Genomic DNA, 24,586 nt, shown 5'->3' on the forward strand with positions numbered 1-24,586 from the left:
CGGCGCTTCGGACCGAGGAATGAGCAGGCTGTTTAGAGACGTCGAGGGCGGGACCCTGTTCCCGCAGGGAAGCGTGGTCTGCATCGGCGCCTTCGATGGCCTGCACCTGGGCCACCGCGCGCTGGTGCGGCAGGCGATCGCGCGCGCGCGCGCGGCGGACGTGCCGGCGGTGGCGCTGAGCTTCGAGCCGCTGCCGCGGGAGTTCTTCGCCCCGGCCGCGCCGCCGCCGCGGCTGACCCTGGCCCGGGCCAAGGTGCAGGGCCTGCTCCAACTCGGCATCGACAGCGTCGGCCTGCTGCGCTTCGACCGGCGCATGGCCTCGATGAGCGCGGAAGACTTCGTGCAGCGCGTGCTGGTCGAGCGCCTGCGCGCGCGCGAGGTCTGGATCGGCCCGGCGTTCCGCTTCGGCCACAAGCGTGGCGGCGACATCGCGCTGCTGCGCGCGCTGGGCGCGCGGCACGGCTTCGCCGCCGACGAGATCGCGCCGGTGCACCTGCGCGAGGAGCGCATTTCCAGCACCCGCATCCGCGAGTTGCTGGTAGCGGGGGAGTTCGCCCATGCCGCCGAACTGCTCGGCCGCCCGTACGCGATCGGCGGCCGCGTGGTGCGCGGCAAGCAGCTCGGGCGCACGCTCGGCTATCCCACCGCCAACCTGCGGTTCGCCCGCACCCCGGCGCTGTCCGGCATCTACGCCACCTGGGTGCACGGGGTGGCGGCGCAGCCATGGCCGTCGGTGTCCAGTTTCGGCACCCGCCCGACCGTGCAGGGCGTGGAGCCGCTGCTGGAAGCGCACCTGTTCGATTTCCAGGGCGACCTGTACGGTCGCCACATCGAGGTGGAGTTCGTCGCCAAGCTGCGCGACGAGGAAACCTTCGCCGATCTGCCGGCGCTGACCGCGCAGATGCACCGCGACGCCGCGCTGGCGCGGCAACTGCTCGCCGCGCCGGCCGCCACGGGCCTGCCGCCCGTGTCCGCCGCCCCGCGCGCGGACCTCCCCCTGAAGACCACCGACCGGTAACTGCCCGTGACCCAGGACTACAAAGCCACCCTCCATCTGCCGGCGACCGAGTTCCCGATGCGCGGCGACCTGCCCAAGCGCGAGCCGGACATCCTGGCGCGCTGGGAGAGCGAGGGCCTGTACACGCGGCTGCGCGACAACGCCCAGGGCCGGCCGCTGTTCGTGCTGCACGACGGCCCGCCCTACGCCAATGGCGCGATCCACCTCGGCCATGCGGTCAACAAGATCCTCAAGGACATCATCGTCAAGTCCAAGTACCTGTCCGGCTACGATGCGCCGTACATCCCGGGCTGGGACTGCCATGGCCTGCCGATCGAGATCGCGATCGAGAAGAAGTTCGGCAAGGTCGGGGTCAAGCTCGATGCCGAGCAGTTCCGGCAGAAGTGTCGCGAATACGCCAACGAACAGATCGACATCCAGCGTCGCGACTTCAAGCGCCTGGGCGTGATCGGCGACTGGGACAACCCCTACCGCACGCTGGACTTCCATTTCGAGGCCAACGAGATCCGCGCGCTGGCCCGGATCGTCGAGAACGGCCACCTGACCCGCGGCGTGAAGCCGGTGCACTGGTGCTTCGACTGCGGCTCGGCGCTGGCCGAGGCCGAGATCGAGTACGCCGACAAGCAGTCGCCGACGGTGGACGTGGCCTACACGGCCCGCGACGGCGCGGCGCTGGCCGCCGCGTTCGGCGCGACTCTGCCGGACGGTGCCGAAGTCGCGGTGCCGATCTGGACCACCACGCCGTGGACGCTGCCGGCCTCGCTGGCGGTGTCGCTGGGGCCGGACCTGGTCTATGCGCTGGTCGAAGGCCCGGCCCGCGACGGCCGCCGCCGCTGGCTGGTGCTGGCCGATGCGCTGGCCGAACGCGCGCTGCAACGCTATGGCGTCGATGAGGTCGTGGTGCACGGCCGCGTCGCCGGCGCGGCGCTGGAACACCAGGTGCTTGCGCACCCCTTCTACGACGAGCGCGACGTGCCGGTGATCCTCGGCGACCACGTGTCCGACACCGACGGTACCGGCGCGGTGCACACCGCCCCCGGCCACGGCCAGGAGGACTACGTGGCGGTCAAGCCGTACGGGCTGCTGGAGCGCTACGGCGCGGCGCAGATCAACCCGGTCGATGCGCGCGGCGTGTACCTGCCGTCGACCCCGGCGGTCGATGGCACGGAGCTGGCCGGGCTGCACATCTGGAAGGCCAACGACGTCATCGCCGACCTGCTGGCCGGGCGCGGGCTGCTGCTGGCGCGCGCCAGCATGGTCCACAGCTACCCGCATTGCTGGCGGCACAAGACGCCGATCGCGTTCCGCGCCACGCCGCAGTGGTTCATCTCGATGGAGCAGGCCAACCTGCGCGCCGAGGCGCTGCAGGCCATCGAGGGCGTGCACTGGTACCCGGCCTGGGGCCAGGCGCGCATCGCCGGCATGGTCGCCGGGCGCCCGGACTGGACGATCTCGCGCCAGCGCACCTGGGGCGTGCCGATCGCGCTGTTCGTGCACCGCGAGACCGGCGAGCCGCACCCGCGCAGCACTGAGCTGATGCGCCAGGTCGCCGACCGGGTCGAGGAGGGCGGGGTGGACGTGTGGTACGCGCTCGACGCCGCCGAGCTGCTTGGCGACGAGGCGGGCGACTACGACAAGATCACCGACATCCTCGACGTCTGGTTCGATTCCGGCGTCACCCACGAGGCGGTGCTGACCGAGCGTGGCCTGCCCAAGCCGGCCGACCTGTACCTGGAAGGCTCCGACCAGCACCGCGGCTGGTTCCAGTCTTCGCTGCTGACCGGCGTGGCGCTGGACCACGCGGCGCCGTACCGTCAGTGCCTGACCCACGGCTTCACCGTGGACGAGCACGGCCGCAAGATGTCCAAGTCGCTGGGCAACGGCATCGAGCCGCAGGACATCATGAAGACGCTGGGCGCGGACATCCTGCGCCTGTGGATCGCCTCGGCCGACTACAGCAACGAGATGTCGCTGTCGCAGGAGATCCTCAAGCGCAACGCCGATGCCTACCGGCGCCTGCGCAACACCGCGCGCTTCCTGCTCGGCAACCTGCACGGCTTCAACCCGGCCGTGCACCTGCGGCCGCTGCCGGAGCTGGTGGCGCTGGACCGCTGGATCGTGCACCGCGCCTACGAGGTGCAGGAGCAGATCAAGGCCGCCTACGCGCGCTACGACTTCGCCGCCATCGTGCAGGCGCTGCTGAACTTCTGCAGCGTGGACCTGGGCTCGCTGTACCTGGACGTGACCAAGGACCGGCTGTACACGATGGCCGAGGATTCGCTTGGCCGGCGCTCGGCGCAGACCGCGATGTTCCATGTGGCCGAGGCCTTCGTGCGCTGGATCGCGCCGATCCTGAGCTTCACCGCCGACGAACTGTGGGGCTACCTGCCGGGCGCGCACCTGGGCAACGTGCTGTTCGCGACCTGGTACGAAGGCCTGGCGCCATTGCCGGACGACGCGGCGCTGAGCGCGGCCGACTTCGAGCAACTGCTGGCGCTGCGCGAGCAGGTGGCCAAGGTGCTGGAGCCGATGCGCGGCAACGGCGTGATCGGCGCGGCGCTGGAGGCGGAGATCACCGTCGCCGCCGACGCCGCCACCGCGGCGAAGCTGCAGCCGCTGCAGGAAGAGCTGCGCTTCCTGTTCATCAGCGGCGACGTGGTGGTGCGCGAGGCCACGACCGACGAGATCTTCGTCAGCGCCCAGGCCACCGAGAAGCCCAAGTGCGTGCGCTGCTGGCACTACCGCGCCGACGTCGGCGCCGACCCGGCGCACCCGGAACTGTGCGGCCGCTGCGTCAGCAACATCGAAGGACCGGGCGAGGAGCGCCGCTGGTTCTGAGTCCCGTCCCCGGCCACGCCACCTGCGCGTCGCCGGGGCCAGCGGCGGCGCCGTGGCTGCGGCGCCGGCCGTCCCTTCTTTCTTCCTTCGCCCAAGGCGGACTTCCCGCATGACCGCACGACCCAACCCCTCCGCCCTGATCTGGCTGCTGCTGTCGGCCGCGGTGATCGGCCTGGACCAGTGGAGCAAGGCCTGGGTGCTGTCCAGCCTGCCCGAGTTCACCGCGGTGCCGGTGATCCCCGGTTTCTGGAATTGGTACCGGACCTACAACACCGGCGCGGCGTTCAGTTTCCTGAGCCAGGCCGGCGGCTGGCAGCTCTGGTTCTTCACCGCGCTGGCGGTGGGCATCAGCGGCCTGCTGGCCTGGTGGCTGGCGCGTACCCCGCGCGGCGAGTGGCGCAGCGCGCTGCCGTACGCGCTGGTGATCGGCGGGGCGATCGGCAACGTGATCGACCGGCTGATGCACGGCCACGTGGTCGATTTCATCCAGTGGTACGTGGGCGAGCACTACTGGCCCTCGTTCAACATCGCCGACTCGGCGATCGTCGCCGGCGCCATCGGCATCGCCCTGTTCGGCGTGTTCGACGGCAAGGCGAAGCGAAAAGCGGGATAATCGGTGCCACTCTCCCTGTCGAAGCGCCTGGCCCCCTGCGGCCGGCGGATCTAGCTAATGGATGTCCTGCTCGCCAACCCCCGTGGCTTCTGCGCCGGCGTCGATCGCGCGATCGAGATCGTCAAGCGCGCCATCGAAACCCTGGGCGCGCCGATCTACGTGCGTCACGAGGTGGTGCACAACCGCTTCGTGGTCGATGACCTCAAGCAGCGCGGCGCGATCTTCGTCGAGGAACTGGACGAGGTGCCCGACGGCAACACGGTGATCTTCAGCGCCCACGGCGTGGCCCAGGCGGTGCGCCAGGAGGCCGAGCGGCGCGGGCTGAAGGTGTTCGACGCGACCTGCCCGCTGGTCACCAAGGTGCATTTCGAGGTGGCCCGGCACTGCCGCGCCGGCCGCGACGTGGTGCTGATCGGCCACGCCGGCCACCCGGAGGTGGAAGGCACGATGGGGCAGTGGGACCGCGAGTGCGGCACCGGCCGCATCTACCTGGTCGAGGACATCGAGCAGGTCGCCACGCTGGACGTGCAGCAGCCGGAGAACCTGGCCTACACCACCCAGACCACGCTGTCGGTCGACGACACCCGCGGCATCATCGAGGCGCTGCGCGCACGCTACCCGGCGATGCAGGGCCCGAAGAACGACGACATCTGCTACGCCACCCAGAACCGTCAGGACGCGGTGCGCGACTTGGCCAGGGAGTGCGATCTGGTGCTGGTGGTCGGTTCGCCGAACAGTTCCAATTCCAACCGGCTCAGCGAGCTGGCGCGGCGCGACGGGGTGGAGTCCTACCTGATCGACGGCGCCGACGAGATCGACCCGGCCTGGATCGCCGGCAAGCGCCGGGTTGGCCTGACCGCCGGCGCCTCGGCGCCGCAGGTGCTGGTGGACGGCGTGATCGCGCGGTTGCGCGAACTCGGTGCCGACGGCGTGTCGGAACTGGCGGGCGAACCGGAGTCGATGGTGTTCGCCCTGCCCAAGGAACTGCGGCTGCGCCTGGTCGACTGACGGGCGCGTGCGGTCGCGCGTTCTGCACTGGAGAGGCGGCTGTCGTGGCGAGCCGTAGGAGCGGCTTCAGCCGCGACTTCCATTCCGTCGCGCCCGGCGCTGCTGATGGGCACTGCGACCAACCCGCTTTCACCGCAATCAAGCCGGATGCAGGTTTTCTCGTAGGAGCGGCTTCAGCCGCGACGGGCCTTATCGAGAACGCCCGTCGCGGCTGAAGCCGCTCCTACGAAATAGCCGAGACGGGCGTGATGTGCGCGCCAACAGGGTATTGGAGGTGGCACGAAGCAGCCTCCACGCGAGTCCGAGCCGTTCTGTTGGCGGTGCCGGCACCGCGCGTGGCCTCCGGCGCCTGCCGCGCCGAAGCCACTACGGCTTACTGGCGCTGCAAGCCCCGCGGCCGCCCCTGCGCATCGAAGTCGATGCCCACGGTCACGCGATCGCCTTGCACGCCATCGGGCATCCAGCGCAGGCGGCCGCGCCGGCCCACCAGCACGTACACGTGATCCACCTTCTTCGGCTCGGCCTGTAGCGCCTCGCCCTGTTCCTGCAGGGCCGTGGCCACCCGGTAGGCGCCCTCGAAATCGATGTCCTGCAGCGCGGCGGTGTCGGTGGCCGGCTTGAGGAACGGCCCGAACATGCGCGGATTCACTGGCGCATCCTTGTGCCAGGCGTCGTCGTGGAAGCTGTATTCGTCCACGCGGTCCGGCTGTGCGGGGTCCAGCAGCTCGAGTCCGATCCGGTCGTCGTAGAAATGCACGGCATGGAACACGCGCAGGTCGTGGCCCTGCAGGGCGGGCAGGTCCGCCAGCGCCTGCCGCGCCGCGCGCAGCCGCTGCGGGTCGAACAGCAGGTTGCCGCGCGGTGCCGGCGTCGGCGCCGGCTCGGTGTCGGCAGCGCGGGCAGTCGGGGTCGGCGCCTCCAGCGATTGCGGCGTGGAGGTGGACTGCAGGGCGGCCGGCCCCGTCGCCTGCAGGCGCGATCCCGCCTGCAGGGTGGCGCGGATGGTGTCCCAGGCGCCGCCGGCGAAGGCGAGGCCGCCGAGCAGCAGCACCACGCCGGCGAAGACCAGTGGGGTCGGCGGCGTCTTCATGGCAGCTCCAGGTCGGCGCGGGCGGGGTGCTGCGGGTCGTACAGCACCGACACCGTCTCGCGCGGCAACTGCCCGACGTCGAGCAGCGACACGAACCGCCGCATCGTCGCTTCGTGCGGAGTGCCCGACGCGTCCTCGAACGCCACGCGGAATTCCACCTGCGGCTGCTCGTTGAGGGTGGTGCCGGTCTGGCGCACGTCCAGCACCCGCGCACGGGCGCGCAGGCCGCGGTACTTCAGGGTCTCGTCGGTGGCGTTGCGGCGGATCACGCGCAGGATCACGCGCAGCGCCAGCACATAGCCGTTGAGCACCAGCGCACTCATCAGCAGCGGGTGGTTGAAGGACAGGAAGGTCCAGCCCAGGCCGCGGTTCTGCAGGTGCCAGGCCACCACGTAGGCCGCACCGACCAGGACCACCAGCAGCACGGCGCCGGCCGCACGTCGCCACAGGCTGGCGCGGTCCAGCGCCGGTTCGGCGTCCTCCAGCACCAGGTTCGGAGTGGCGCCCGGCGTGGTGCTCAGCCGCAGCGGCACGGTGCGTCCGCTCTCGAAGCGGCGTTGCGCCGGCTGGCGGTCCACGATCAACACGGTGTCGCGGATGGGGGTGCCAGACAGGTTGTCGAAGGCCAGGGTCAGCGACAGCTGCGGCCAGCCCTTGACCTCGACGCCGGTGGGTGCGGCGCGTTCGATCAGTGCCTCGCGGCGCACGCCGTGGGCGAGCAGGTGGCGCACGCGGTGCAGGGCGCGCCCGGGCATGAGCAGCAGCGTGTCCAGGTAGGCGTAGAGCAGGTGCAGCCACAGGCCCAGCGACAGCGCCAGCAGGGTCAGCGCCCATGCGGGCGTGCTGGGCTGGGCCAGCACGCGTGGCCAGTCGCTGCCGAAGTAGAGGATGCAAGGGAAGGGCAGGGCGAAGAACAGCAGGAACGCGAGCCAGAACCAGGCGAACAACTTCACGATGAGCAGGGGGATCGGTACGACGGGGGCGGGAGGGTAACCCATCGATTGCGGCGCGCGCGCGAGGGCCCGGGCAGCGATTGACCCCGGCCCGGGCCGACGCCTAGAATTGCCAGTTCCGCCGGAATAGCTCAGTCGGTAGAGCGGCGCATTCGTAATGCGTAGGTCGCAGGTTCGACTCCTGTTTCCGGCACCAGTTGCACCCAGAAGGCAGCCGCGAGGCTGCCTTCCTGGTTTCTGCGCTCCCGTTTTTCTGCGACGCAGGTCCGTGCGCGCAGCGGCCTGCGACGCCGTGTCGCAGGCGGGTGCGGCAATGTGTCGCACATAAAAACGCGGCCTGGCGCCCGCCCGGGCTTGTCAATGACTTCCGGAGTTGCCGCACGGCAGCATAAAATGCGTCGTTGATCGCGCATGCCGGCCCGGATGCCGCGGCGGACGCGGGACAGCCCCCTCTACGGCGCCCCCCGCCTCCCGCTCCCGCGCGGTTCGCATCCCCTACGCAATTGGATCGTTCGATGATTCCGTTGAAACAACTCCGGCGCTCGCTGCGCTCCGGTCTGTTGCTGCTGGCCGCGCTGCTGCTGGCCGGCTGCAACTCGGCCATCCTCAACCCCAAGGGTCAGATCGGCCACGACGAGAAGACGCTGCTGATCACCTCGGTGGTGCTGATGCTGCTGGTGGTGATCCCGGTCATCGTGATGACCCTGGCCTTCGCCTGGCGCTACCGCGCGTCCAACACCAAGGCCCGCTACGAGCCGAACTGGTCGCACTCCACCGCGATCGAGGTGGTGGTGTGGTCGATCCCGTGCATGATCATCCTGGTCCTGGCGGTGCTGACCTGGCGCTCCTCGCATGCGCTGGATCCGTACAAGCCGCTGGACTCCAAGGTCAAGCCGATCACCATCGAGGCGGTGGCGCTGGACTGGAAGTGGATGTTCATCTACCCGGAGCAGGGCATCGCCACGGTCAACGAGATCGCGTTCCCGGTCGACACGCCGCTGAACTTCAAGATCACCTCCGACACGGTGATGAACTCGTTCTTCATCCCGCACCTGGGCACGCAGATCTATGCGATGGCCGGCATGGAGACCAAGCTGCACCTGATCGCCAACGAGCCGGGCGAGATGTTCGGCCTGTCGGCCAACTACAGCGGCCACGGCTTCTCGAAGATGGGCTTCGCCGCGCACGCCACCGACCGCGCCGGCTTCGACGCGTGGGTGGCCAAGGTCAAGGCCTCGCAGAAGACCCTGGACCAGGCCGAGTTCCAGGTGCTGGCGGCCAACCGCAACGACAAGGCCGCCTACCCGGTGACGTACTACGCCTCGGTGCAGGACGGCCTGTTCAAGTCGTTGATCGACAAATACATGATGGGCAAGGGCCACAAGATGGAAGGCCACGACGCTCATCCGGCATCGGCTGCTGAGCCGGTCGCCATGTGCACTTCTGGAGACAAGTGATGCTAGGCAAACTCACGCTCGAGGCGGTTCCGTACCACGAGCCGATCATCATGGCGGCCCTCGGCGGCGCCGGCCTGCTCGGCCTGCTGGTGGTGGCCGCGGTCACCAAGTACAAGCTGTGGGGCTACCTCTGGAAGGAGTGGTTCACCTCGGTCGACCACAAGCGCATCGGTGTCATGTACATCGTGGTGGCGCTGGTCATGCTGCTGCGCGGCTTCGCCGACGCGGCGATGATGCGCACCCAGCAGGCGATCGCGCACGGCGGCAACGAAGGCATCTTCCCGCCGCACCACTACGATCAGATCTTCACCGCGCACGGCGTGATCATGATCTTCTTCATGGCCATGCCGTTCATGACGGGCCTGCTGAACCTGATCGTGCCGCTGCAGATCGGCGCGCGCGACGTGGCGTTCCCGTTCCTGAACTCGCTGAGCTTCTGGCTGTTCGTGGCCGGCGCGGCGCTGGTCAACATCTCCCTGGGCGTGGGCGAGTTCGCGCAGACCGGCTGGCTGGCCTACCCGCCGCTGTCCGGGCTGGAATACAGTCCAGGCGTCGGTGTCGACTACTACATCTGGGCGTTGCAGATCTCGGGCCTGGGCACATTGCTCACCGGCATCAACTTCTTCGTGACGATCATGCGCATGCGCGCGCCGGGCATGACCCTGATGCGCATGCCGATCTTCACCTGGACCGCGCTGATCACCAACATCCTGATCATCGCCGCGTTCCCGATCCTGACCGTGGCGCTGGCGCTGCTGGGTGCGGACCGCTACCTGGGCACGCACTTCTTCACCAACGACGGTGGCGGCAACGCCATGATGTACGTCAACCTGATCTGGATCTGGGGCCACCCGGAGGTCTACATCCTGATCCTGCCGGCGTTCGGCATCTTCTCCGAGCTGATCGCCACCTTCAGCCGCAAGCGCCTGTTCGGCTACACCTCGATGGTGTACGCGACCTCGTGCATCGGCGTGCTGTCGTTCATCGTGTGGCTGCACCACTTCTTCACCATGGGCTCGGGCGCCAACGTCAATGCCTTCTTCGGCATCACGACGATGATCATCTCGATCCCGACCGGCGTGAAGATCTTCAACTGGCTGTTCACCATGTTCCGCGGCCGCGTGCACATGACCGCACCGGTGCTGTGGACCATCGGCTTCATCATCACCTTCGTCATCGGCGGCATGACCGGCGTGATGCTGGCGATCCCGGCGGTGGACTTCGTGCTGCACAACAGCCTGTTCCTGATCGCGCACTTCCATAACGTGATCATCGGCGGCGTGGTGTTCGGCTACCTGGCGGGCCTGACCTACTGGTTCCCGAAGGCGTTCGGCTTCAAGCTCAACGAGAAGCTGGGCAAGGCCTCGTTCTGGTGCTGGATCATCGGCTTCTTCATCGCCTTCATGCCGCTGTACGTGCTCGGCTTCATGGGCATGACCCGGCGCATGAACAGCTACAACCATCCGGAGTGGGCGCCGTGGCTGATGGTGGCCGCGGCGGGTGCGGCGATCATCGGCACCGGCATCTTCCTGAACCTGGTGCAGATCGGCTACAGCATCTGGAAGCGCAAGGACAACCTGGACCTGACCGGCGACCCGTGGGACGGCCGGACCCTGGAGTGGGCGACCTCCTCGCCGCCGCCGTTCTACAACTTCGCGGTGCTGCCGCACATCGACGACCGCGACCAGTTCTGGGAAGACAAGCTCAAGGGCAAGGGCTGGCCGCGTCCGGCCAAGTACGAGCCGATCCACATGCCGCGCAACACGGCGGCGGGTCTGTGGATCGGTGCCTTCAGCGTCGTCATGGGCTTCGGTCTGACCTGGCACATCTGGTGGATGGCGGCGATCGGCCTGGTCGGCATGATCGGCAGCTTCATCGCGCGCACCTTCGATGACGACATCGATTACTGGGTCCCGGCGGAGGAAGTGGAGCGCATCGAGAACGCGCGCTTCGCCCTGCTGGAACAGCAACACGCGGCCAACGCCGCAAAGGCGGTCTGAACCATGGCTTCCACGACGCTCGATCCCCACGCCGCCCACGCGGGCGGCCACGACCACGACCACGAACATCACGACGCGGGCGGCAACACCGTCTTCGGGTTCTGGGTCTACCTGATGAGCGACTGCCTCATCTTCGCCGGCCTGTTCGCCACCTACGCGGTGCTGGCCGGCGCGACGGTGGACGGCCCGACCGCCAAGGAACTGTTCGACCTGAAGTTCGTGCTGGTGGAAACCTTCCTGCTGCTGTTCAGCAGCCTGGGCTTCGGCCTGGCGATGATCTCGGCGAACAAGCGCAGCATGGGCGGCCTGTACGGCTGGCTGGCGGTTACCGCGGCGCTGGGCCTGGGCTTCCTGGGCATGGAGCTCTACGAGTTCCACCACCTGATCGAAGAGGGCGCCGGCCCCGGCCGCAGTGCGTTCCTGTCGGCCTTCTTCACCCTGGTCGGCACCCACGGTCTGCACGTGGCCTCGGGCCTGCTGTGGATGACCGTGCTGGTGATCCAGATCGCCAGGAACGGCCTGACCCCGCGCAACATGACCCGCCTGGCGTGCCTGAGCCTGTTCTGGCACTTCCTGGACGTGATCTGGATCGGCGTGTTCACCATCGTCTACCTGCTGGGAGCGCTGTAATGGCCAACCATCATTCCTCCGACACGCACGCCGACCACGGCCACGGCGGCGGCCTGAAGTCCTACCTGGTCGGCTTCGTGCTGGCGGTGATCCTGACCGTGATCCCGTTCGGCATGGTGATGAGCGGGGCGTTCCCGCGCGGCGTCACCGTCATCGTCATCGCGGTGCTGGCCGCGGTGCAGATGCTGGTGCACCTGATCTACTTCCTGCACATGGACCGTTCGGCCGAACAGCGCTCCAACGTGCACGTGGGCCTGTTCTCGCTGCTGATCATCGGCATCGTGGTGGTCGGCTCGCTGTGGGTGATGCACAACCTCAACGTCAACATGATGCATTGAGGGCGGCACCGCCGCAGGTTCGCAAAGGCCGCCTCCGGGCGGCCTTTTGCGTTCTACGGTCCGGTGCGGCCGCCCTGCAAGGTGCAGATGGCCGATAGGCGCGCCGCCGTCAGCTGCGGTCCGAGCCGAGCGTCGCGGAGAGTTTCAGCAGGACCTGCGCGTCTTCCGCGCTGAGGCGATCGAGCAGCCAGGTTCTGACCGCGGCGGCGTGGATCGGCCGCGCCGCCGCGATCTTCTCCCGGCCCAGGGCGGTGATGGCCACCGTCACCACGCGCGGCTCGGCGTCGCTGCGGCGGACCAGGCCGCGCGTCTGCATGCGCGTGAGCTGATGCGACAGCCGGCTCTTGTGCCACCCCATGGAATCGGCGAGCGCCTGCTGACGCAGCTCGCCCTTGCCCAGATCCACCAGCCGCGACAGCACGCCGAAGTCGCTGCCGGTCAGGCCGGCATGGTCGGCCAGGTCCTTTTCGACGGCGGTCATCACCGTCTGGCCCATCTGCTTGAAGGCGTGCCAGATCGCCAGTTCGCCTGCGGAGAGTCGTGGGTGTTTCATGCGGTCACCATAGGTGGCGCTGGTTGACATGGCAACCCGAAGGGCGTACTTCTAGGTTGACATGACAACCTATGCGTGGCCGCTGGCAGGCGTGCGATGCCAGCCGAGCGGATACGCAGTTCCTGGAGGCGATGGCGATGTCCGCAATGACGTTCGCAGGTGTGGATGTGGTGATGACCGGCGGCAGCGACGGCATCGGGTTCGGCCTCGCGCGGCGCTTCCTGGCCGCGGGGGCAAACGTGCTGGTCACCGGCCGCGATGCAGGCAAGCTCGACCGCGCGGCCCAGGCCGCGCCCGGTCTGCAGACCCTGGTCAACGACATCGGGGTCGCCGAAGAGCGCGAGCGACTCGCGCAGTACCTGCACGCGCGGCATCCCGGGCTGCGCGTGGTCGTCAACAACGCCGGCATCCAGCGGCGTGTCGCGCTCGCCGACGACCAGGCGCCCTGGGCCGAGCGGCAGCGCGAGATGGACATCCTGTTCGCTGCCGTCGTGCATCTGAACCATCTGCTGGTCCCGCTGTTGCTGCAGCATGGCGCGCCTGCGCTCATCGCCAATGTCTCCTCCGGCGGCGCCTTCGTTCCGCAGCCGTTCGCCCCGGTCTACAGCGCCTGCAAGGCGGCGCTCCACAGCTATACGCGCAATCTCCGCTTCGCGCTTGCCGCGACGCCGGTCAGGGTCGTCGAGATCATTCCGCCCGCGGTCCGCACGGCGCTGGCGGGCCCTGGCATGGCCCACGGCGCGGACCTGGACGACTTCTGCGACGCCATCTTCGCCGGCCTCGCGGCGGGGCAGGCCGATGAGCTTGGCTTCGGAATGACCGATACGGCGGAGTTTCGGCAGCGTCTCGACGTGGAGCGTGCCGTGTTCGATGGATTCTCCGGACGCTTTCCCGTGCGCAGGTACTGAAGCGCGATCTGCGGCCTCTTCGGGCTCGCCTCTCGTCGCGCGCGGCACGAACCGGTCGCGCGATCGCCACGGGCATGACCTATGGCATGGCACGCGGCGGCGGCGCAGGCATAGCATGGGGGTTTGCCTGTCCGCTGTCGTTCGCCCCCTGGAGACCCCATGAAGAAGTCCACCGCCTGGATGGCGCCGTTGCTGCTGGCCGCCACTGTCGCGTTCCAGGCCTCGGCGCAGACCGCACCGCCGCGCGACGTGCCGTTCGCCGGCACGCTGAAGATCGATGTCGATGCCACCGATCTGGCCCATCGCATCTTCCGCGTGCGCAGCACCATCCCGGCTACGCCGGGGCCGATGACCCTGCTGTATCCGCAGTGGATCCCCGGCAACCATTCGCCGACCGGCCCGATCGACAAGCTCGCCGGGCTGGTGATCAAGGCCAACGGCAAGGTGCTGCCGTGGACGCGCGACCAGTACGACGTCTATGCGTTCAAGGTCGACGTGCCCGCCGGCGTCAGCGAGATCGTCGCCGAGTACCAGTTCCTGTCCTCGCAGGGCGACGGCCAGGGCCGGGTGATGATGACCCCGGAGATGCTCAACCTGCAGTGGAACACCACCGCGCTGTATCCGGCCGGCGTGTACGCGCGCAACATCAAGGCGCAGGCCAGCGTGACCCTGCCGGCGGGCTGGAGCTATGCCACCGCGCTGGAGACCGCTACGCGCAGCGGCGACACGGTCACGTTCAAGCCGATCGATTTCGACGACCTGGTCGATTCGCCGATGTTCGCCGGCAAGTACTACAAGCGCATCGTGCTGGACGACAAGGGCAAGGCGCCGGTGGCGCTGAACGTGTTTGCCGACAAGCCCAAGTCGCTGGAGGCCAAGCCCGAGCAGGTCAAGGCGCACGTGGCCCTGGTGCAGCAGATGGACAAGCTGTACGGCGCGCGCCACTTCGACCACTACGAGTTCCTGCTGGCGCTGACCGACAAGCTCGGCGGCATCGGCCTGGAGCATCATCGCTCCAGCGAGAACAGCGGCCCGCTCGACTACTTCACCGAGTGGGACAAGAGCTGGGAGATGCGCGACCTGCTCGCGCACGAGTTCAACCACTCCTGGAACGGCAAGTACCGCCGCGGCGCCGACCTGGCCACGCCCAACTTCAACGTGCCGATGGGCGACAGCCTGCTGTGGCTGTACGAGGGCCAGACCCAGTTCTGGGGCGAGGTGGTCGCCGCGCGCGCAGGGCTGTGGACCCAGGACCAGGCGCGCGACATGCTGGCCAACGTTGCCGCGACCTACCAACGCGGCCGGCCCGGCCTGGCCTGGCGCGCGCTGCAGGACACCACCAACGATCCGACCATGTCGATGCGCCGGCCGCGCGCCTACCGCAGCTACCAGTTGAGCGAGGACTACTATTCCGGCGGGCAGATGGTCTGGCTGGAGGTCAACGCCAAGCTGCGCGAGCTCAGCGGCGGCAAGCGCTCGCTGGACGATTTCGCCAAGGCGTTCTTCGGCATGCACGACGGCGCCTGGGACGTGAACCCCTACACCTTCGACGACATCGTCGCCACGCTCGACGGCATCGCCAAGTACGACTGGGCGACCCTGCTGCGCAGCCGTCTCGATGCGCACGATTCGCTGGTCGGCGGCATCGAGGCCAGCGGCTGGAAGCTGGTCTATACCGATCAGCCGAACGCGGCCAACAAGACCAGCGAGGCGCGCAACAAGAGCCTGGACCTGAGCTATTCGCTGGGTCTGAGCCTGGACCAGCAGGGCCAGGTGCAGGCCGTGCTGTGGGACAGCCCGGCGTTCAACGCCGGCCTCATCGCCGGCAACCGCGTGGTCGCGGTCGGTGGCCAGGAGTACAGCGCCGAGGCGCTCAAGGACGCGATCACCGCGGCCAAGGGCGGCAGCACGCCGGTCGAACTGCTGGTCAAGCGCGGCGACCGCTACGACACCTTGCGCATCGCCTACCACGGCGGTCTGCAGTATCCGCACCTGGAGCGCATCGCCGGCACGCCGGATCGCCTGAGCGAGCTGTACAAGGCGCGCTGATGTTGGCTGATGCGGCCGACGACCCGGCGCCATGGTGCGCCGGGTGGTAGGCAGAGTGCGTCATGGCGTCTTGATGTGGATCTTCCGGCCGCTGCGGATCGCCCAAGGCCGCAGCGGCGATATTCCTGCAGCCAGCGGAGCGTCGTGTGGGAGCGACTTCAGGCGCGACGATCGGGAAAGGGAACGCCTCCCAGGTAGCGTGCAGTCGGGACTGAAGTCCCTCCCACAAGGCATCGTCTGGGCGCATCGTGTAGGAGCGGCTTCAGCCGCGATCGGGCATTGCCGGTAACGCCAGGTCGCGGCTGAAGCCGCTCCTACGGAAATGCCTGGTTTGCCTGCCCGGCGATGCCGCTGGACGAGCGCGGCGCACCTCCGTCGCGGACGCTGAGACGGCCAGCCACTATGCTGATGCATTGTCTGAGCGGACCAGAAGCAGATGGCGAAAGCGAAAACGGCCTATGTCTGCGGCGAGTGCGGCGCCGAATACAACAAATGGCAGGGCCAGTGCACCGAATGCGGTGCCTGGAACACGTTGAGCGAGATCGTGCTGGAGAGCGCGGCCACGGCCAAGGCGCCGGCCGCGGCGCGCCGCAGCGGCTGGGCCGGCAAGGCCGAGACGCCGAAGATCACCGCGCTCAAGGACGTGGAGCATCGCGACCAGGCGCGCGTGTCCACCGGCATCGGCGAGTTCGACCGGGTGCTGGGCGGCGGCCTGGTGGAAGGCGCAGTGGTGCTGATCGGCGGCGACCCCGGCATCGGCAAGTCGACCCTGCTGCTGCAGGCGCTGGCGAAGATGGCCGGCACGCTGCCGGTGCTGTACGTGACCGGCGAGGAATCGCTGGGCCAGGTCGCCGGGCGCGCGGTGCGCCTGGACCTGCCGCTGGACGGCCTCAACGCGCTGGCCGAGACCGGCATCGAGCACATCCTGCAGCACGCCAGCGCGGCGCGACCCAAGCTGATCGTCGCCGACTCGGTGCAGACCCTGTGGACCGAGGCGCTGACCGCCGCGCCCGGTTCGGTGAGCCAGGTGCGCGAGAGCGCGGCGCGGCTGGTGCGCTATGCCAAGGAGACCGGCACGGCGGTGTTCCTGGTCGGCCACGTCACCAAGGAGGGCGGCATCGCCGGCCCGCGCGTGCTCGAGCACATGGTCGATGCGGTGCTGTACTTCGAGGGCGAGAGCGGCAGCCGTTTCCGCCTGCTGCGCGCGTTCAAGAATCGCTTCGGCGCGGTCAACGAGCTGGGCGTGTTCGCGATGGGCGAAAAGGGCCTGAAGGAAGTCTCCAACCCGTCGGCGATCTTCCTGTCCGGCGGCAGCGCGCACCAGCCCGGCAGTTGCGTAATGGTCACCCGCGAGGGCACGCGGCCGCTGATGGTGGAAGTGCAGGCGCTGGTGGATGCCTCGCCGCTGTCCAATCCGCGGCGCGTGGCGGTGGGCCTGGAGCAGAACCGGCTGGCGATGCTGCTGGCGGTGCTGCACCGTCATGGCGGCATCGTGGTCGGCGACCAGGACGTGTTCGTCAACGTGGTCGGCGGCATCCGCGTGCAGGAGACCGCGGCCGACCTGCCGGTGCTGCTGGCGGTGCTGTCGTCGCTGCGCGACCGGCCGCTGGCGGAGAAGACCATCGCCTTCGGCGAGGTCGGCCTGTCCGGCGAGATCCGCCCGGTGCCCAACGGCGAGGACCGGCTGCGCGAGGCGGCCACGCACGGCTTCAAGCGCGCCATCGTGCCCAAGGCCAATGCGCCCAAGACCGGTACGGTGAAGGGCATGGAAGTGATCGCGGTGGAGCGCCTGGCGCAGGCATTGGAGGCGGCGAGCGAATAGGCCGCGGCTCGACAGTCGCGTCATCGCTGTTTCTGCGGGCTGCGTCGCTGCGGATCGCGGCGAGGTGGTACGTGCGACGCTGCGGTCCAGGTCGCGCCGCCGTCGCATCGCGCGGCTGGCGTGGGCGCTCCGCTCGCTCCGTCAGCATGCGCTGCATCCATTCGCTGCACGGATGCGTGCGATTGGCCATGGATCGCAGTCAGGACATGATGCTTTCGCACAGCGAACGGCGCGCGTCGCCACGCGCGCCGTTCCCGTTGCGGTGCCGCAGGCGCGATGGCGCCCGCGATTGCGTCAATCCTTGCGGTAGATCGCGCCGAGCTTGTCGATCTCGTCGCCGTCGCGGCCGGTGAAGCCGGCGATGTGCCAGCCGCTGGGCGCGGTGAGCGTGTAGGTCTCGGCGGTCGGCGTGCCGGCGCTCAGGCTGCGGCCCTGGTTGGTGCGCAGGCTCAGCGAGAACAGCCGGGTGTGGCCGTTGTACTGGCCCACGCTCAGCGTGGCCGAGGTCAGTCGCTCGTTGGCCGCCAGGCGCAGCGTGACCGCATCACCGCCGCTGCCGCCGTGGGCCAGGGTGCTGCCGTTGTCCAGGCCCAGTGCGATCCCGTCCAGGCGCTCGGCGCCGCGCAGGGTCACGCTGGCGATGGTGCGCTGCTCGGCGCCTTTCGCGATGTCGTTGAACGGCGTGCCGTGCGGGCCGCCGAACTGGTCGCTGGTGCGCACGCTGGTGCCGACCGCCCAGCCGAACTGCGCGGCCAGCGGGTAGTGGTCGGACAGCGGCTTGCCGGCGCTGTCGTAGAAGTTGCCGTCGTCGAGCTTGTAGCGGTTGGCGACCAGGGTCAGTTGCGGCGCGTCGCGGTACAGGATCTTGTCCACCACCTCGCAGTCGTTGGTCGGCGGGGTGCCGCACAGCAGCGGCGCGGCGCCGGCCGCCGGGGCGCTGCCCTTGACCAGTTCCACCCAGGCATCGGTCAGGCCGTTGCCGGCGATCAGCGTGCGGATGTTGTCGTCGGCGCGGGTGTAGCGGGTGTTGGAGTCCATCATCACCAGCACCGCGTTGCCGGCCGACCAGGTCTGGATGAACTGCGAGAGCTGGCTGATGTTGGCGCGCCGCGCAGCCAGGTCGGCGCTCTCGGTGCCGGCGTTGGGATGCGCGTTGTACACGTCCAGCAGCACGCCGTCGTCCAGGCGCACGCGCATGTAGCTGAAGCCCTTGGGGGTGAGGCAGTCGGTGCCGTTGCACTTGTCCCACTTGATGCGGGTGAAGTCGTCGAAGCGGTAGTTGCTCAGCGTGTTGAGGCCGTCGCCGATCGCCGCGCCGCCGCTGGTGGGCGTGCGGTAGGGGTGCTGGTCGCCCGCGTACAACGTGGCGTGGTAGTTGAAGTCTTCCTGCACGTTGATCAGGCCGTACGGCGCCAGCTTCGGTGCGATCTGGGCGGTGTTGGCGGCCGGGTTGCTGCTGGAAATGCCCTGCGGCAGGCCGGCGACGTTGTAGGTGAGCACGTCGAGCACGCCGACGTCCGATTGCGCGTGGACCACGCCGGCGCAGGCCAGGCTCAATCCGATACCGTAGCTCACGAGGGTGCGTAGATGCTGGATCATGAATCGCCTCTTGCGGGTTGGGAGGAACAGCGGGTGGCGCGAGCGCCAGGGGGCGGTGCCGGAAGGCACCGATGCCGCCGCGCGACCGGCAGGGGCCGGCGCACGTGGCGTCATGGGGTCAGGAACTGCGGATCGAGCGTGGCCTCGACCGCGGCGGCGAAGGCCGGCAGCGGGCAGTCGTAGGCGGCATCGGCGCGGCTGCACTGCGGGATGAACACGGGCGACTCCAGCGGCGGCGCCTGCACCGTCAGCGCGCGGCGTTCGCGCAGCTGCGCCAGGCTCTGCGCGGTGTAGCGCAGGCGGATCACGCGTTCGCCGTCGGCGCGGCGCCAGCGCTCGAACACCAGCGCGCCGCCGGGCACGGTCTGGTCGGGCTGGTAGCCTTGCAGTTGCCAGTGCAGGTCGAGCATGCCGGCCAGCAGGGTCAGGGTGCCGTCGTGGCCGGACAGCACCACCAGCCGCGCCGCGCCGCCGATCGGTTCGGCGCGCGTGGCCTGGCCGCTGCCGTCCAGCAGCGTCGCCAGCAGCCGCGCCGCCAGCGGCGAGGCGGCCATGCGTGCCACGGCCGGCGCGCGCAGGCGCAGCGCGAATTCCGCCTGGTGCGGGGCGAAGGCGCGCAACAGGCTGGCCTCGTCCACGCCGCGCCAGCCGAGCGCGGCGAAGTCCTGGCCGTCGGCCCAGCCCATCAGCAGGCTTTCGCTGAGGCCGGAGGCGGCCGCGGCCGGGCCTTCGACGCCGGGGATCGCGTCGTCGGCGTCGCCCAGCCGCGGTGGCACCGCATCCAGGCGCAGCTTGCCGTTGCCGGCGGCTGCCGCGCAGGGCCGCTGCGCGCACTGCAGCAGCAGGTGCTGCAGGCTGTCGATGGCATCCGCCTGGGCCGCATTCCAGGCCTGCGCATCGCCGCCGATGCGGCCGGCGATGGCCGCACGCATCCGCGCCACTGCGGCGGGATCGCGCAACGCGGGCGCGCCGTCGAACAGCGGGTCGGAGGTACCCTCGGCGACGCTGTGCACTGGGTTGGCGCAGCCCGGGGTCAGCGTGCTGGCCAGCGCCTGCGCCGAGGCGATGGTGCGCTGGGTGCGGTTGGCCCAGTAGTACGCGGCCGCGCAGCCGTCGCCGGCGAACAGCCCCAGCGGTGCATAGCGCGCGCGGTAGTAGGCGCCGAACAGCCGTTCCAGCGCCGCGCCGTTCGCGGTGAGATAGCCGGCCGGCACCGCGAAGCGCGGCCATGGGCGTGCCGAATAGCGCTCCAGTTGCTCCGCGCTGGACATCGCCGCGCGCACGCCGTGGCGCTTGAGGATGACGACTTTTTCCAGCGTTTCTGTCGCGGCCGCTTGCGCGTGTGCCGCGGCGCAGCCCAGCGGCATCAGGGCGAACAGGACGAGGGTGGCGAGGCGCGACAGCGATGGCATCGGCAAGCTCCAGGCAGAGGCGGTGCGCCGCGCGGCGGTGTGCGGCGCACGGTGCGGTGGCGGGCGACCGCGGCCATGCAGGCCGCGGTCGCCGGCTGGCTGCGGCACGCGGGCCGCGGCGCGGCGGATCAGAAACGTGCGCGCAGGCCCACCGACCAGGTGCGGCCGTAGTCGGTGTAGCCGCCGAACAGGCGGTCGCCGACGTACTGGCGCTGCACGGCGCCGGTGAGGTTGATCGCGTTGACGAACACCGACAGGGTGTCGTTGACCTTCCAGGCCACGTTCGCGTCGAGGCTGCCGAACGTGTCGCTGTTGAGCGTGGCGACGTTGGCGGTGCCGACCGCGTTGACGATGTCGTCGCTCCAGCTGTAGCTCACCCGCGCCATCAGCGGCCCCTTCTCGTAGAACAGCACCGCGTTGTAGGTGTTCTTGGCCACGCCTTCGAGGCTGTCGGTGAAGGTGCGGTTGCCGTCGCGGTAGGTGGCCTCGCTGTCGGTCCAGGTGTAGTTGAGCTGCATGCCGAGTCCGTCCAGCGGCGCCGGCAGGCCGGCGAAGACCTGCTGGTAGGCCACTTCCACGCCCTTGACGCTGGCCTGGCTGCCGTTGGTCTTGGACGAGAGCAGGTAGGTCTGGCCCTGGTACTGCAGGTTCGACATCTGGGTCTGGATGAAGCGTGAGATGTCCTTGTAGAACACGCCGCCGGTCAGCGCCGAGGTGCCGTCGATGTACCACTCGAAGGTCAGGTCGTACTGCCAGGCCTCGAACGGGCGCAGCGACGGATTGCCGCCGCTGGCGGTGAGGATCTCGCCGCTGGAATTGAAGGTGAGCTTGGACGACAGGTCGGTGAGGTCTGGGCGGGTGATGACCTTGGCCGCGGAGCTGCGCAGCACGATGTCGTCGCGCACGTCCCAGGCGGCGTTGAACGAGGGCAGCGCGTTGCTGTAGCTGCGTGCGAAGTGCACCGGTTGCGCGCTGCCGTTGACGTCGGCATGGCCGTCGGTGGTCTGCTCGGTGCGCACCAGGCGCACGCCGAGGTTGCCGCGCATTTCGCGGCCGGCCAGTTCGCTGCCGAAGTCGGCCATCGCATAGGCCGAGCCGATCTTCTCCTTGACCTCGTAGGAGTTCTGCAGGTCGGCGCTGTTGGGCGTGTTGACCAGGTCGGCCGCGGTCGGCCAATTGCCGAAGAAGGTCGATTCGATCGGCGCCAGCCAGTGTCGCGGCAGGTTGCCGTCGGCGTCGGCGAGCATGTCGTCCACCGGCAGCGCGGTGAAGTTGCCGGCCGGGAAGCGCACGCCAGCGATGCTGGTCAGCAGCAGGTCGGCGCGGTCGTAGGTGCGCGAGCGCTGCCGGTACTTGGCGCCGACCTTGAGCTCGCGGAAGAAACCGTCGCCGAGCGCGCGCTTGGCGTCGAACTGCAGCGCGTCCTCCTTGTCACGCGCGTCGATCTCGCGCCACTCCAGGCGCCGGCCAGCCACGCTGGCCGGGTTGGTCGGGTCGAAGCCGTTGGTGAAGCGCCAGTCGGGTACGTCGTCGCCATCGGCCTGCGGCATGTCCACGCGCATCGACAGGTTGGTGCCGCTGCGCAGGCGCGTACGCCGGATCGGATCGGAGTCGTAGCTGTGCGCCTGCGAGTGGAACGCCACCGCGCCCAGCGTCCACGCATCGCCGCTCCAGGTGCTGGACAGGCGCGCGCTGCGATTGTCGTCGGTGATGCCGGAGGTCTCGCGCGAGATCTGCACCTGGCCGTTGCGGTAGTCGAAACCGGCGATGCCGTCGTGCGCCACGCGCAGGTTGCTGAGCTTGGCCAGGCTGTCGAAGCCCACGCCCAGGCTGTACTCGTCGTAGTGCACGGTCTGCTTGGCATACAGCAGGTCCAGGTTGGTTTCCCAGGCTGCGCTCGGCTTCCATTGCAGGGAGGCGGCGATACCGGTGCGCTCGCGCTGCTCCAGTTCCAGCGTCGGGCGCAGGCCGGTGGGCACGTAGTGGGCGCCGGGCACGCCCGGTACGCCGTCGCGATAGTAGTCCCAGCTCACTTCGTTGACCCGATCCTGGCGCAGGCTGCGCTGCGCATAGGCGCCGGACAGCAACACGCCGAACGTGCCCTCGGCGTTGACCCAGTTGAACAGGCCGGACACGCGCGGGTCGTTGGCGTGGGTGCGCTGCGCCTGGCTCGACTCCAGCGACACGTTGGTGAGCGTCTTACCCAGTTCCAGCGGGCGGAACGTGCGCACGTTGACGATGCCGCCGATGGCGCCTTCGTCCAGGTCGGCGGTGGGGCTCTTGATCACCTCCAGGCCGGCGACCAGTTCCGCCGGCAGGGTGTCGTAGCGGAACTGGCGGCCGGTCTGGCCGGAGGTGCGCACGTTCTCGTTGACCGCCATGGTCTGGCCGTTGAGCGTGGTCACCTGGAAGTTGGGGCCGAGGCCGCGCACGCGCACGTACACGCCTTCGCCGCGGTCGCGCACGATCGACACGCCGGGCACGCGCTGCAGCGCTTCGGCGACGTTCTGCGCCGGCAGCTTGCCGATGTCCTCGGCGGCGATCACGTCGACCACGCTGTCGGCGTAGCGCTTCTCGCGCAGCGCGGCGCTGAGGCTGCCGGCGTAGCTGCCGAGCACCTGGATGCCGTCCAGTTGCTTGACCGGCGCGTCCGCGGTCGGTGTCGGTGCCTGCGTCGGTGCGGCGGTCATCGCGGCCGGCGCGGTGCTGGCGGTCTCGGCCGGCGCGCTCGCGGCCTCGATGGTCACTGTGGTCGGGGTGAGAAAGCGGTAGCGCAGCCCGGTGCCGTCGAGCAGTTGCTGCAGCGCCTGTTCCGGCGCCGCGCCGGCGCGGCTGCCATGCGTCTGCGGATTGCCGGTGCTGCCGGCGGCGTAGACGAACTGCAGGCCGGTCTGCCGCGACAGCGCATTGAGCGCGCGCGCCAGCGGCTGCGCGGGAATCGCATCGACCGCGACGGGCGCGGTCTGCGCGCCGGCGGTGCCGGCATGCAGGGCGAGGGCGATGGAAAGGAACAGGGTACGGCGCATCGTCGGGTCCTGTGAGAGCGGGGGTGGTGGTGCGCGCGGCATCGCCCATGGGCGTTTGCCTGCGCTGTCCCCGAACTACGAGGCGCGACGACGAAGATCGGGCACCGTTTTTCGATGAATTTTCTGTGACACGTGACGGGCGTGCTGGCGTCGCGTGCGCGCACGGATGCGCGTGCACGATGCGTGTGACGTGTTGATGGCACGCACGGCGTACCGACCCTGAGCTGGACGACGCGTGCGTCGCGCATCGCGTGCGACGCGCTTGGCCCGGCTACTGTAGGCGCGCCGACGAGGGCGTGCGGCTGCGCACGTGGATGCCGTCGACGCTGGTGCGCACCTGCAATGTCGGCTGCGCATCGAGGAAGGCGCGCAATGCGGCGACGTCGTCGCCGCGCAGGTTGCCGGTCAGCCGCATGGCCCCGGCATCGGCATCGTCGATCAGCAGGCGGGTGCGGTTGAGCCGGTTGAAATCCTCGGCGACATTGGCCAGCGGTTCGTCGCGGAACACGATGCGGTGTTGCCACCACGCGTGCATGGCGGCGACATCCTCGTTGCCCAGTTCGACCCGGCCGTCTGTGGTGTCGATGCGTGCGCTCTGGCCGGCACCGAGATCGGCCAGCATCGGCTGCTGCGGCCGATCCTCGCGCCACACCTGCACGCGTCCGGACGACACCTCGATACGTGCCTGGTCGGGGTGCAGTGCGATGTCGAAGGTGGTGCCGATGTCCTGCACGCGCAGGCCGCCGGCCTGCACCTGCAGCGGGCGGCGGTCGGCCGCAACCACGAAGCTGGCCTGGCCCTGCAGCAACTGCAGCGTGCGACTCCACGGGGTCAGTGTGGCGCGCACCCGGGTCTGCGCGTTGAGCCGCACCACGCTGCCATCGGCCAGTTGCACGCTGCGCTGTTCGCCGAGCGCGGTGCGGTAGGTCTGGGTGCGCGGCCAGGCCCAGCCGACCAGGACCGCCATCGCGCAGACCGCGGCGGCCGCGGCCAGGCGCCAGCGCGATGCGGCGTGGGCGCGCGCCGCGCGCACCGGTGCTGCCGCTGGCGCGCGCCGCGGCACGGGCAGGACGATCACGTTGCCGCTCGCGGCACCATCGGCGGCGTCGCTGGCGAGCAAGGCGTCCACGTCCAGGTCCATGCCGCGCAGCGCCTCGCCGAGGTCGCCGGCCACGCGCTGCATCGCCAGATACTCGCGCAGGTGCTGCGGCGAGGCGGTCAGCCAGTCCAGCAACTGCTGTTCCTGTTGCGCATCCAGTGGCTGCATGCGTT

18 protein-coding genes and 1 tRNA gene are annotated in these 24,586 nt (G+C 69.3%); 12 read left to right on the top strand and 7 right to left on the bottom strand.

Features of this window, described 5'->3' with window-relative positions:
• Positions 1 to 19 precede the first annotated feature (19 nt).
• The 4 genes from AC1PK7_RS05510 to ispH all read left to right on the top strand — a co-directional run bounded on the left by AC1PK7_RS05510 (position 20) and on the right by ispH (position 5,477).
• Positions 20 to 1,018, top strand: a complete 999-nt coding sequence (locus tag AC1PK7_RS05510) for a bifunctional riboflavin kinase/FAD synthetase (RefSeq protein ID WP_481100113.1) — start codon at positions 20 to 22, stop codon at positions 1,016 to 1,018.
• A 6-nt stretch (positions 1,019 to 1,024) separates the two neighbouring features.
• Positions 1,025 to 3,856 carry an isoleucine--tRNA ligase gene (gene ileS / locus AC1PK7_RS05515; RefSeq protein WP_481100114.1) on the top strand — a complete coding sequence of 944 codons (2,832 nt, stop codon included), beginning with the start codon at positions 1,025 to 1,027 and terminating at the stop codon, positions 3,854 to 3,856.
• 109 nt (positions 3,857 to 3,965) lie between these two features.
• Positions 3,966 to 4,469: a signal peptidase II gene (gene lspA / locus AC1PK7_RS05520; protein WP_010341163.1), complete on the top strand. Its 504-nt coding sequence runs from the start codon at positions 3,966 to 3,968 to the stop codon at positions 4,467 to 4,469.
• Positions 4,470 to 4,526: 57 nt separating this feature from the next.
• Positions 4,527 to 5,477, top strand: coding sequence for a 4-hydroxy-3-methylbut-2-enyl diphosphate reductase (gene ispH, locus AC1PK7_RS05525; RefSeq protein ID WP_150409294.1), 951 nt, complete (start codon positions 4,527 to 4,529; stop codon positions 5,475 to 5,477).
• A gap of 373 nt (positions 5,478 to 5,850) precedes the next feature.
• Here the strand turns inward: ispH and AC1PK7_RS05530 are convergent, their stop codons facing one another.
• Together AC1PK7_RS05530 and AC1PK7_RS05535 are read right to left on the bottom strand one after the other, a co-directional pair.
• Positions 5,851 to 6,567 carry a hypothetical protein gene (locus AC1PK7_RS05530; protein ID WP_481100115.1) on the bottom strand — a complete coding sequence of 239 codons (717 nt, stop codon included), beginning with the start codon at positions 6,565 to 6,567 and terminating at the stop codon, positions 5,851 to 5,853.
• Positions 6,564 to 7,520, bottom strand: coding sequence for a hypothetical protein (locus AC1PK7_RS05535; RefSeq protein WP_481100116.1), 957 nt, complete (start codon positions 7,518 to 7,520; stop codon positions 6,564 to 6,566). The genes AC1PK7_RS05530 and AC1PK7_RS05535 overlap by 4 nt, the downstream gene beginning before the upstream one ends.
• Positions 7,521 to 7,640: 120 nt before the next feature.
• On the opposite strand from AC1PK7_RS05535, the gene AC1PK7_RS05540 reads away from it, so the two are divergent.
• The 5 genes from AC1PK7_RS05540 to cyoD all read left to right on the top strand — a co-directional run bounded on the left by AC1PK7_RS05540 (position 7,641) and on the right by cyoD (position 11,945).
• Positions 7,641 to 7,716, top strand: a tRNA-Thr gene (locus tag AC1PK7_RS05540).
• Between the two features lie 319 nt (positions 7,717 to 8,035).
• Positions 8,036 to 8,977: a ubiquinol oxidase subunit II gene (gene cyoA, locus AC1PK7_RS05545; RefSeq protein ID WP_010341159.1), complete on the top strand. Its 942-nt coding sequence runs from the start codon at positions 8,036 to 8,038 to the stop codon at positions 8,975 to 8,977.
• Positions 8,977 to 10,977 (top strand): cytochrome o ubiquinol oxidase subunit I, encoded by a 2,001-nt coding sequence (cyoB, locus tag AC1PK7_RS05550; protein ID WP_010341157.1) that lies wholly within the window; start codon positions 8,977 to 8,979, stop codon positions 10,975 to 10,977. Before cyoA ends, cyoB begins: the two co-directional genes overlap by 1 nt.
• Positions 10,978 to 10,980: 3 nt before the next feature.
• Complete coding sequence (gene cyoC, locus AC1PK7_RS05555) at positions 10,981 to 11,607, top strand: cytochrome o ubiquinol oxidase subunit III (protein WP_242156489.1); 627 nt, start codon at positions 10,981 to 10,983, stop codon at positions 11,605 to 11,607.
• Positions 11,607 to 11,945 (top strand): cytochrome o ubiquinol oxidase subunit IV, encoded by a 339-nt coding sequence (gene cyoD, locus AC1PK7_RS05560; RefSeq protein ID WP_481100117.1) that lies wholly within the window; start codon positions 11,607 to 11,609, stop codon positions 11,943 to 11,945. The genes cyoC and cyoD overlap by 1 nt, the downstream gene beginning before the upstream one ends.
• Positions 11,946 to 12,054: 109 nt before the next feature.
• On the opposite strand, the gene AC1PK7_RS05565 is transcribed toward cyoD, so the two are convergent.
• Entirely contained in the window at positions 12,055 to 12,528 is a 474-nt protein-coding gene (locus tag AC1PK7_RS05565) for a MarR family winged helix-turn-helix transcriptional regulator (RefSeq protein ID WP_481100118.1), read from the bottom strand.
• Between the two features lie 41 nt (positions 12,529 to 12,569).
• Between AC1PK7_RS05565 and AC1PK7_RS05570 the strand changes: the two genes are divergently transcribed.
• From AC1PK7_RS05570 to radA, 3 genes are all read left to right on the top strand, one after another.
• Positions 12,570 to 13,406 carry an SDR family NAD(P)-dependent oxidoreductase gene (locus AC1PK7_RS05570; RefSeq protein ID WP_481100119.1) on the top strand — a complete coding sequence of 279 codons (837 nt, stop codon included), beginning with the start codon at positions 12,570 to 12,572 and terminating at the stop codon, positions 13,404 to 13,406.
• A 159-nt stretch (positions 13,407 to 13,565) separates the two neighbouring features.
• Positions 13,566 to 15,455: a M61 family metallopeptidase gene (locus tag AC1PK7_RS05575; RefSeq protein WP_481100120.1), complete on the top strand. Its 1,890-nt coding sequence runs from the start codon at positions 13,566 to 13,568 to the stop codon at positions 15,453 to 15,455.
• Between the two features lie 436 nt (positions 15,456 to 15,891).
• On the top strand, positions 15,892 to 17,277 hold the full coding sequence (radA, locus tag AC1PK7_RS05580; RefSeq protein ID WP_017907382.1) for a DNA repair protein RadA: 1,386 nt from the start codon (positions 15,892 to 15,894) through the stop codon (positions 17,275 to 17,277).
• Positions 17,278 to 17,571: 294 nt separating this feature from the next.
• On the opposite strand, the gene AC1PK7_RS05585 is transcribed toward radA, so the two are convergent.
• From AC1PK7_RS05585 to AC1PK7_RS05600, 4 genes are all read right to left on the bottom strand, one after another.
• Positions 17,572 to 18,876: a jacalin-like lectin gene (locus AC1PK7_RS05585; protein ID WP_481100121.1), complete on the bottom strand. Its 1,305-nt coding sequence runs from the start codon at positions 18,874 to 18,876 to the stop codon at positions 17,572 to 17,574.
• Between the two features lie 110 nt (positions 18,877 to 18,986).
• Positions 18,987 to 20,288 (bottom strand): histidine-type phosphatase, encoded by a 1,302-nt coding sequence (locus AC1PK7_RS05590; RefSeq protein ID WP_481100122.1) that lies wholly within the window; start codon positions 20,286 to 20,288, stop codon positions 18,987 to 18,989.
• Between the two features lie 128 nt (positions 20,289 to 20,416).
• Complete coding sequence (locus tag AC1PK7_RS05595) at positions 20,417 to 23,314, bottom strand: TonB-dependent receptor (RefSeq protein WP_481100123.1); 2,898 nt, start codon at positions 23,312 to 23,314, stop codon at positions 20,417 to 20,419.
• A 271-nt stretch (positions 23,315 to 23,585) separates the two neighbouring features.
• On the bottom strand, positions 23,586 to 24,581 hold the full coding sequence (locus tag AC1PK7_RS05600; protein WP_481100842.1) for a FecR family protein: 996 nt from the start codon (positions 24,579 to 24,581) through the stop codon (positions 23,586 to 23,588).
• Between the last annotated feature and the right edge of the window lie 5 nt (positions 24,582 to 24,586).

The organism is Xanthomonas sp. NCPPB 3174, assembly GCF_056725205.1.

Coding starts and splice junctions, on each gene's coding strand:
- AC1PK7_RS05510 (WP_481100113.1), top strand. CDS start 20: ATGAGCAGGCTGTTTAGAGACGTCGAGGGCGGGACCCTGTTCCCGCAG.
- lspA (WP_010341163.1), top strand. CDS start 3,966: ATGACCGCACGACCCAACCCCTCCGCCCTGATCTGGCTGCTGCTGTCG.
- ispH (WP_150409294.1), top strand. CDS start 4,527: ATGGATGTCCTGCTCGCCAACCCCCGTGGCTTCTGCGCCGGCGTCGAT.
- AC1PK7_RS05530 (WP_481100115.1), bottom strand. CDS start 6,567: ATGAAGACGCCGCCGACCCCACTGGTCTTCGCCGGCGTGGTGCTGCTG.
- cyoA (WP_010341159.1), top strand. CDS start 8,036: ATGATTCCGTTGAAACAACTCCGGCGCTCGCTGCGCTCCGGTCTGTTG.
- cyoB (WP_010341157.1), top strand. CDS start 8,977: ATGCTAGGCAAACTCACGCTCGAGGCGGTTCCGTACCACGAGCCGATC.
- cyoC (WP_242156489.1), top strand. CDS start 10,981: ATGGCTTCCACGACGCTCGATCCCCACGCCGCCCACGCGGGCGGCCAC.
- cyoD (WP_481100117.1), top strand. CDS start 11,607: ATGGCCAACCATCATTCCTCCGACACGCACGCCGACCACGGCCACGGC.
- AC1PK7_RS05565 (WP_481100118.1), bottom strand. CDS start 12,528: ATGTCAACCAGCGCCACCTATGGTGACCGCATGAAACACCCACGACTC.
- AC1PK7_RS05570 (WP_481100119.1), top strand. CDS start 12,570: ATGCGTGGCCGCTGGCAGGCGTGCGATGCCAGCCGAGCGGATACGCAG.
- AC1PK7_RS05575 (WP_481100120.1), top strand. CDS start 13,566: ATGAAGAAGTCCACCGCCTGGATGGCGCCGTTGCTGCTGGCCGCCACT.
- radA (WP_017907382.1), top strand. CDS start 15,892: ATGGCGAAAGCGAAAACGGCCTATGTCTGCGGCGAGTGCGGCGCCGAA.
- AC1PK7_RS05585 (WP_481100121.1), bottom strand. CDS start 18,876: ATGATCCAGCATCTACGCACCCTCGTGAGCTACGGTATCGGATTGAGC.
- AC1PK7_RS05590 (WP_481100122.1), bottom strand. CDS start 20,288: ATGCCATCGCTGTCGCGCCTCGCCACCCTCGTCCTGTTCGCCCTGATG.
- AC1PK7_RS05595 (WP_481100123.1), bottom strand. CDS start 23,314: ATGCGCCGTACCCTGTTCCTTTCCATCGCCCTCGCCCTGCATGCCGGC.
- AC1PK7_RS05600 (WP_481100842.1), bottom strand. CDS start 24,581: ATGCAGCCACTGGATGCGCAACAGGAACAGCAGTTGCTGGACTGGCTG.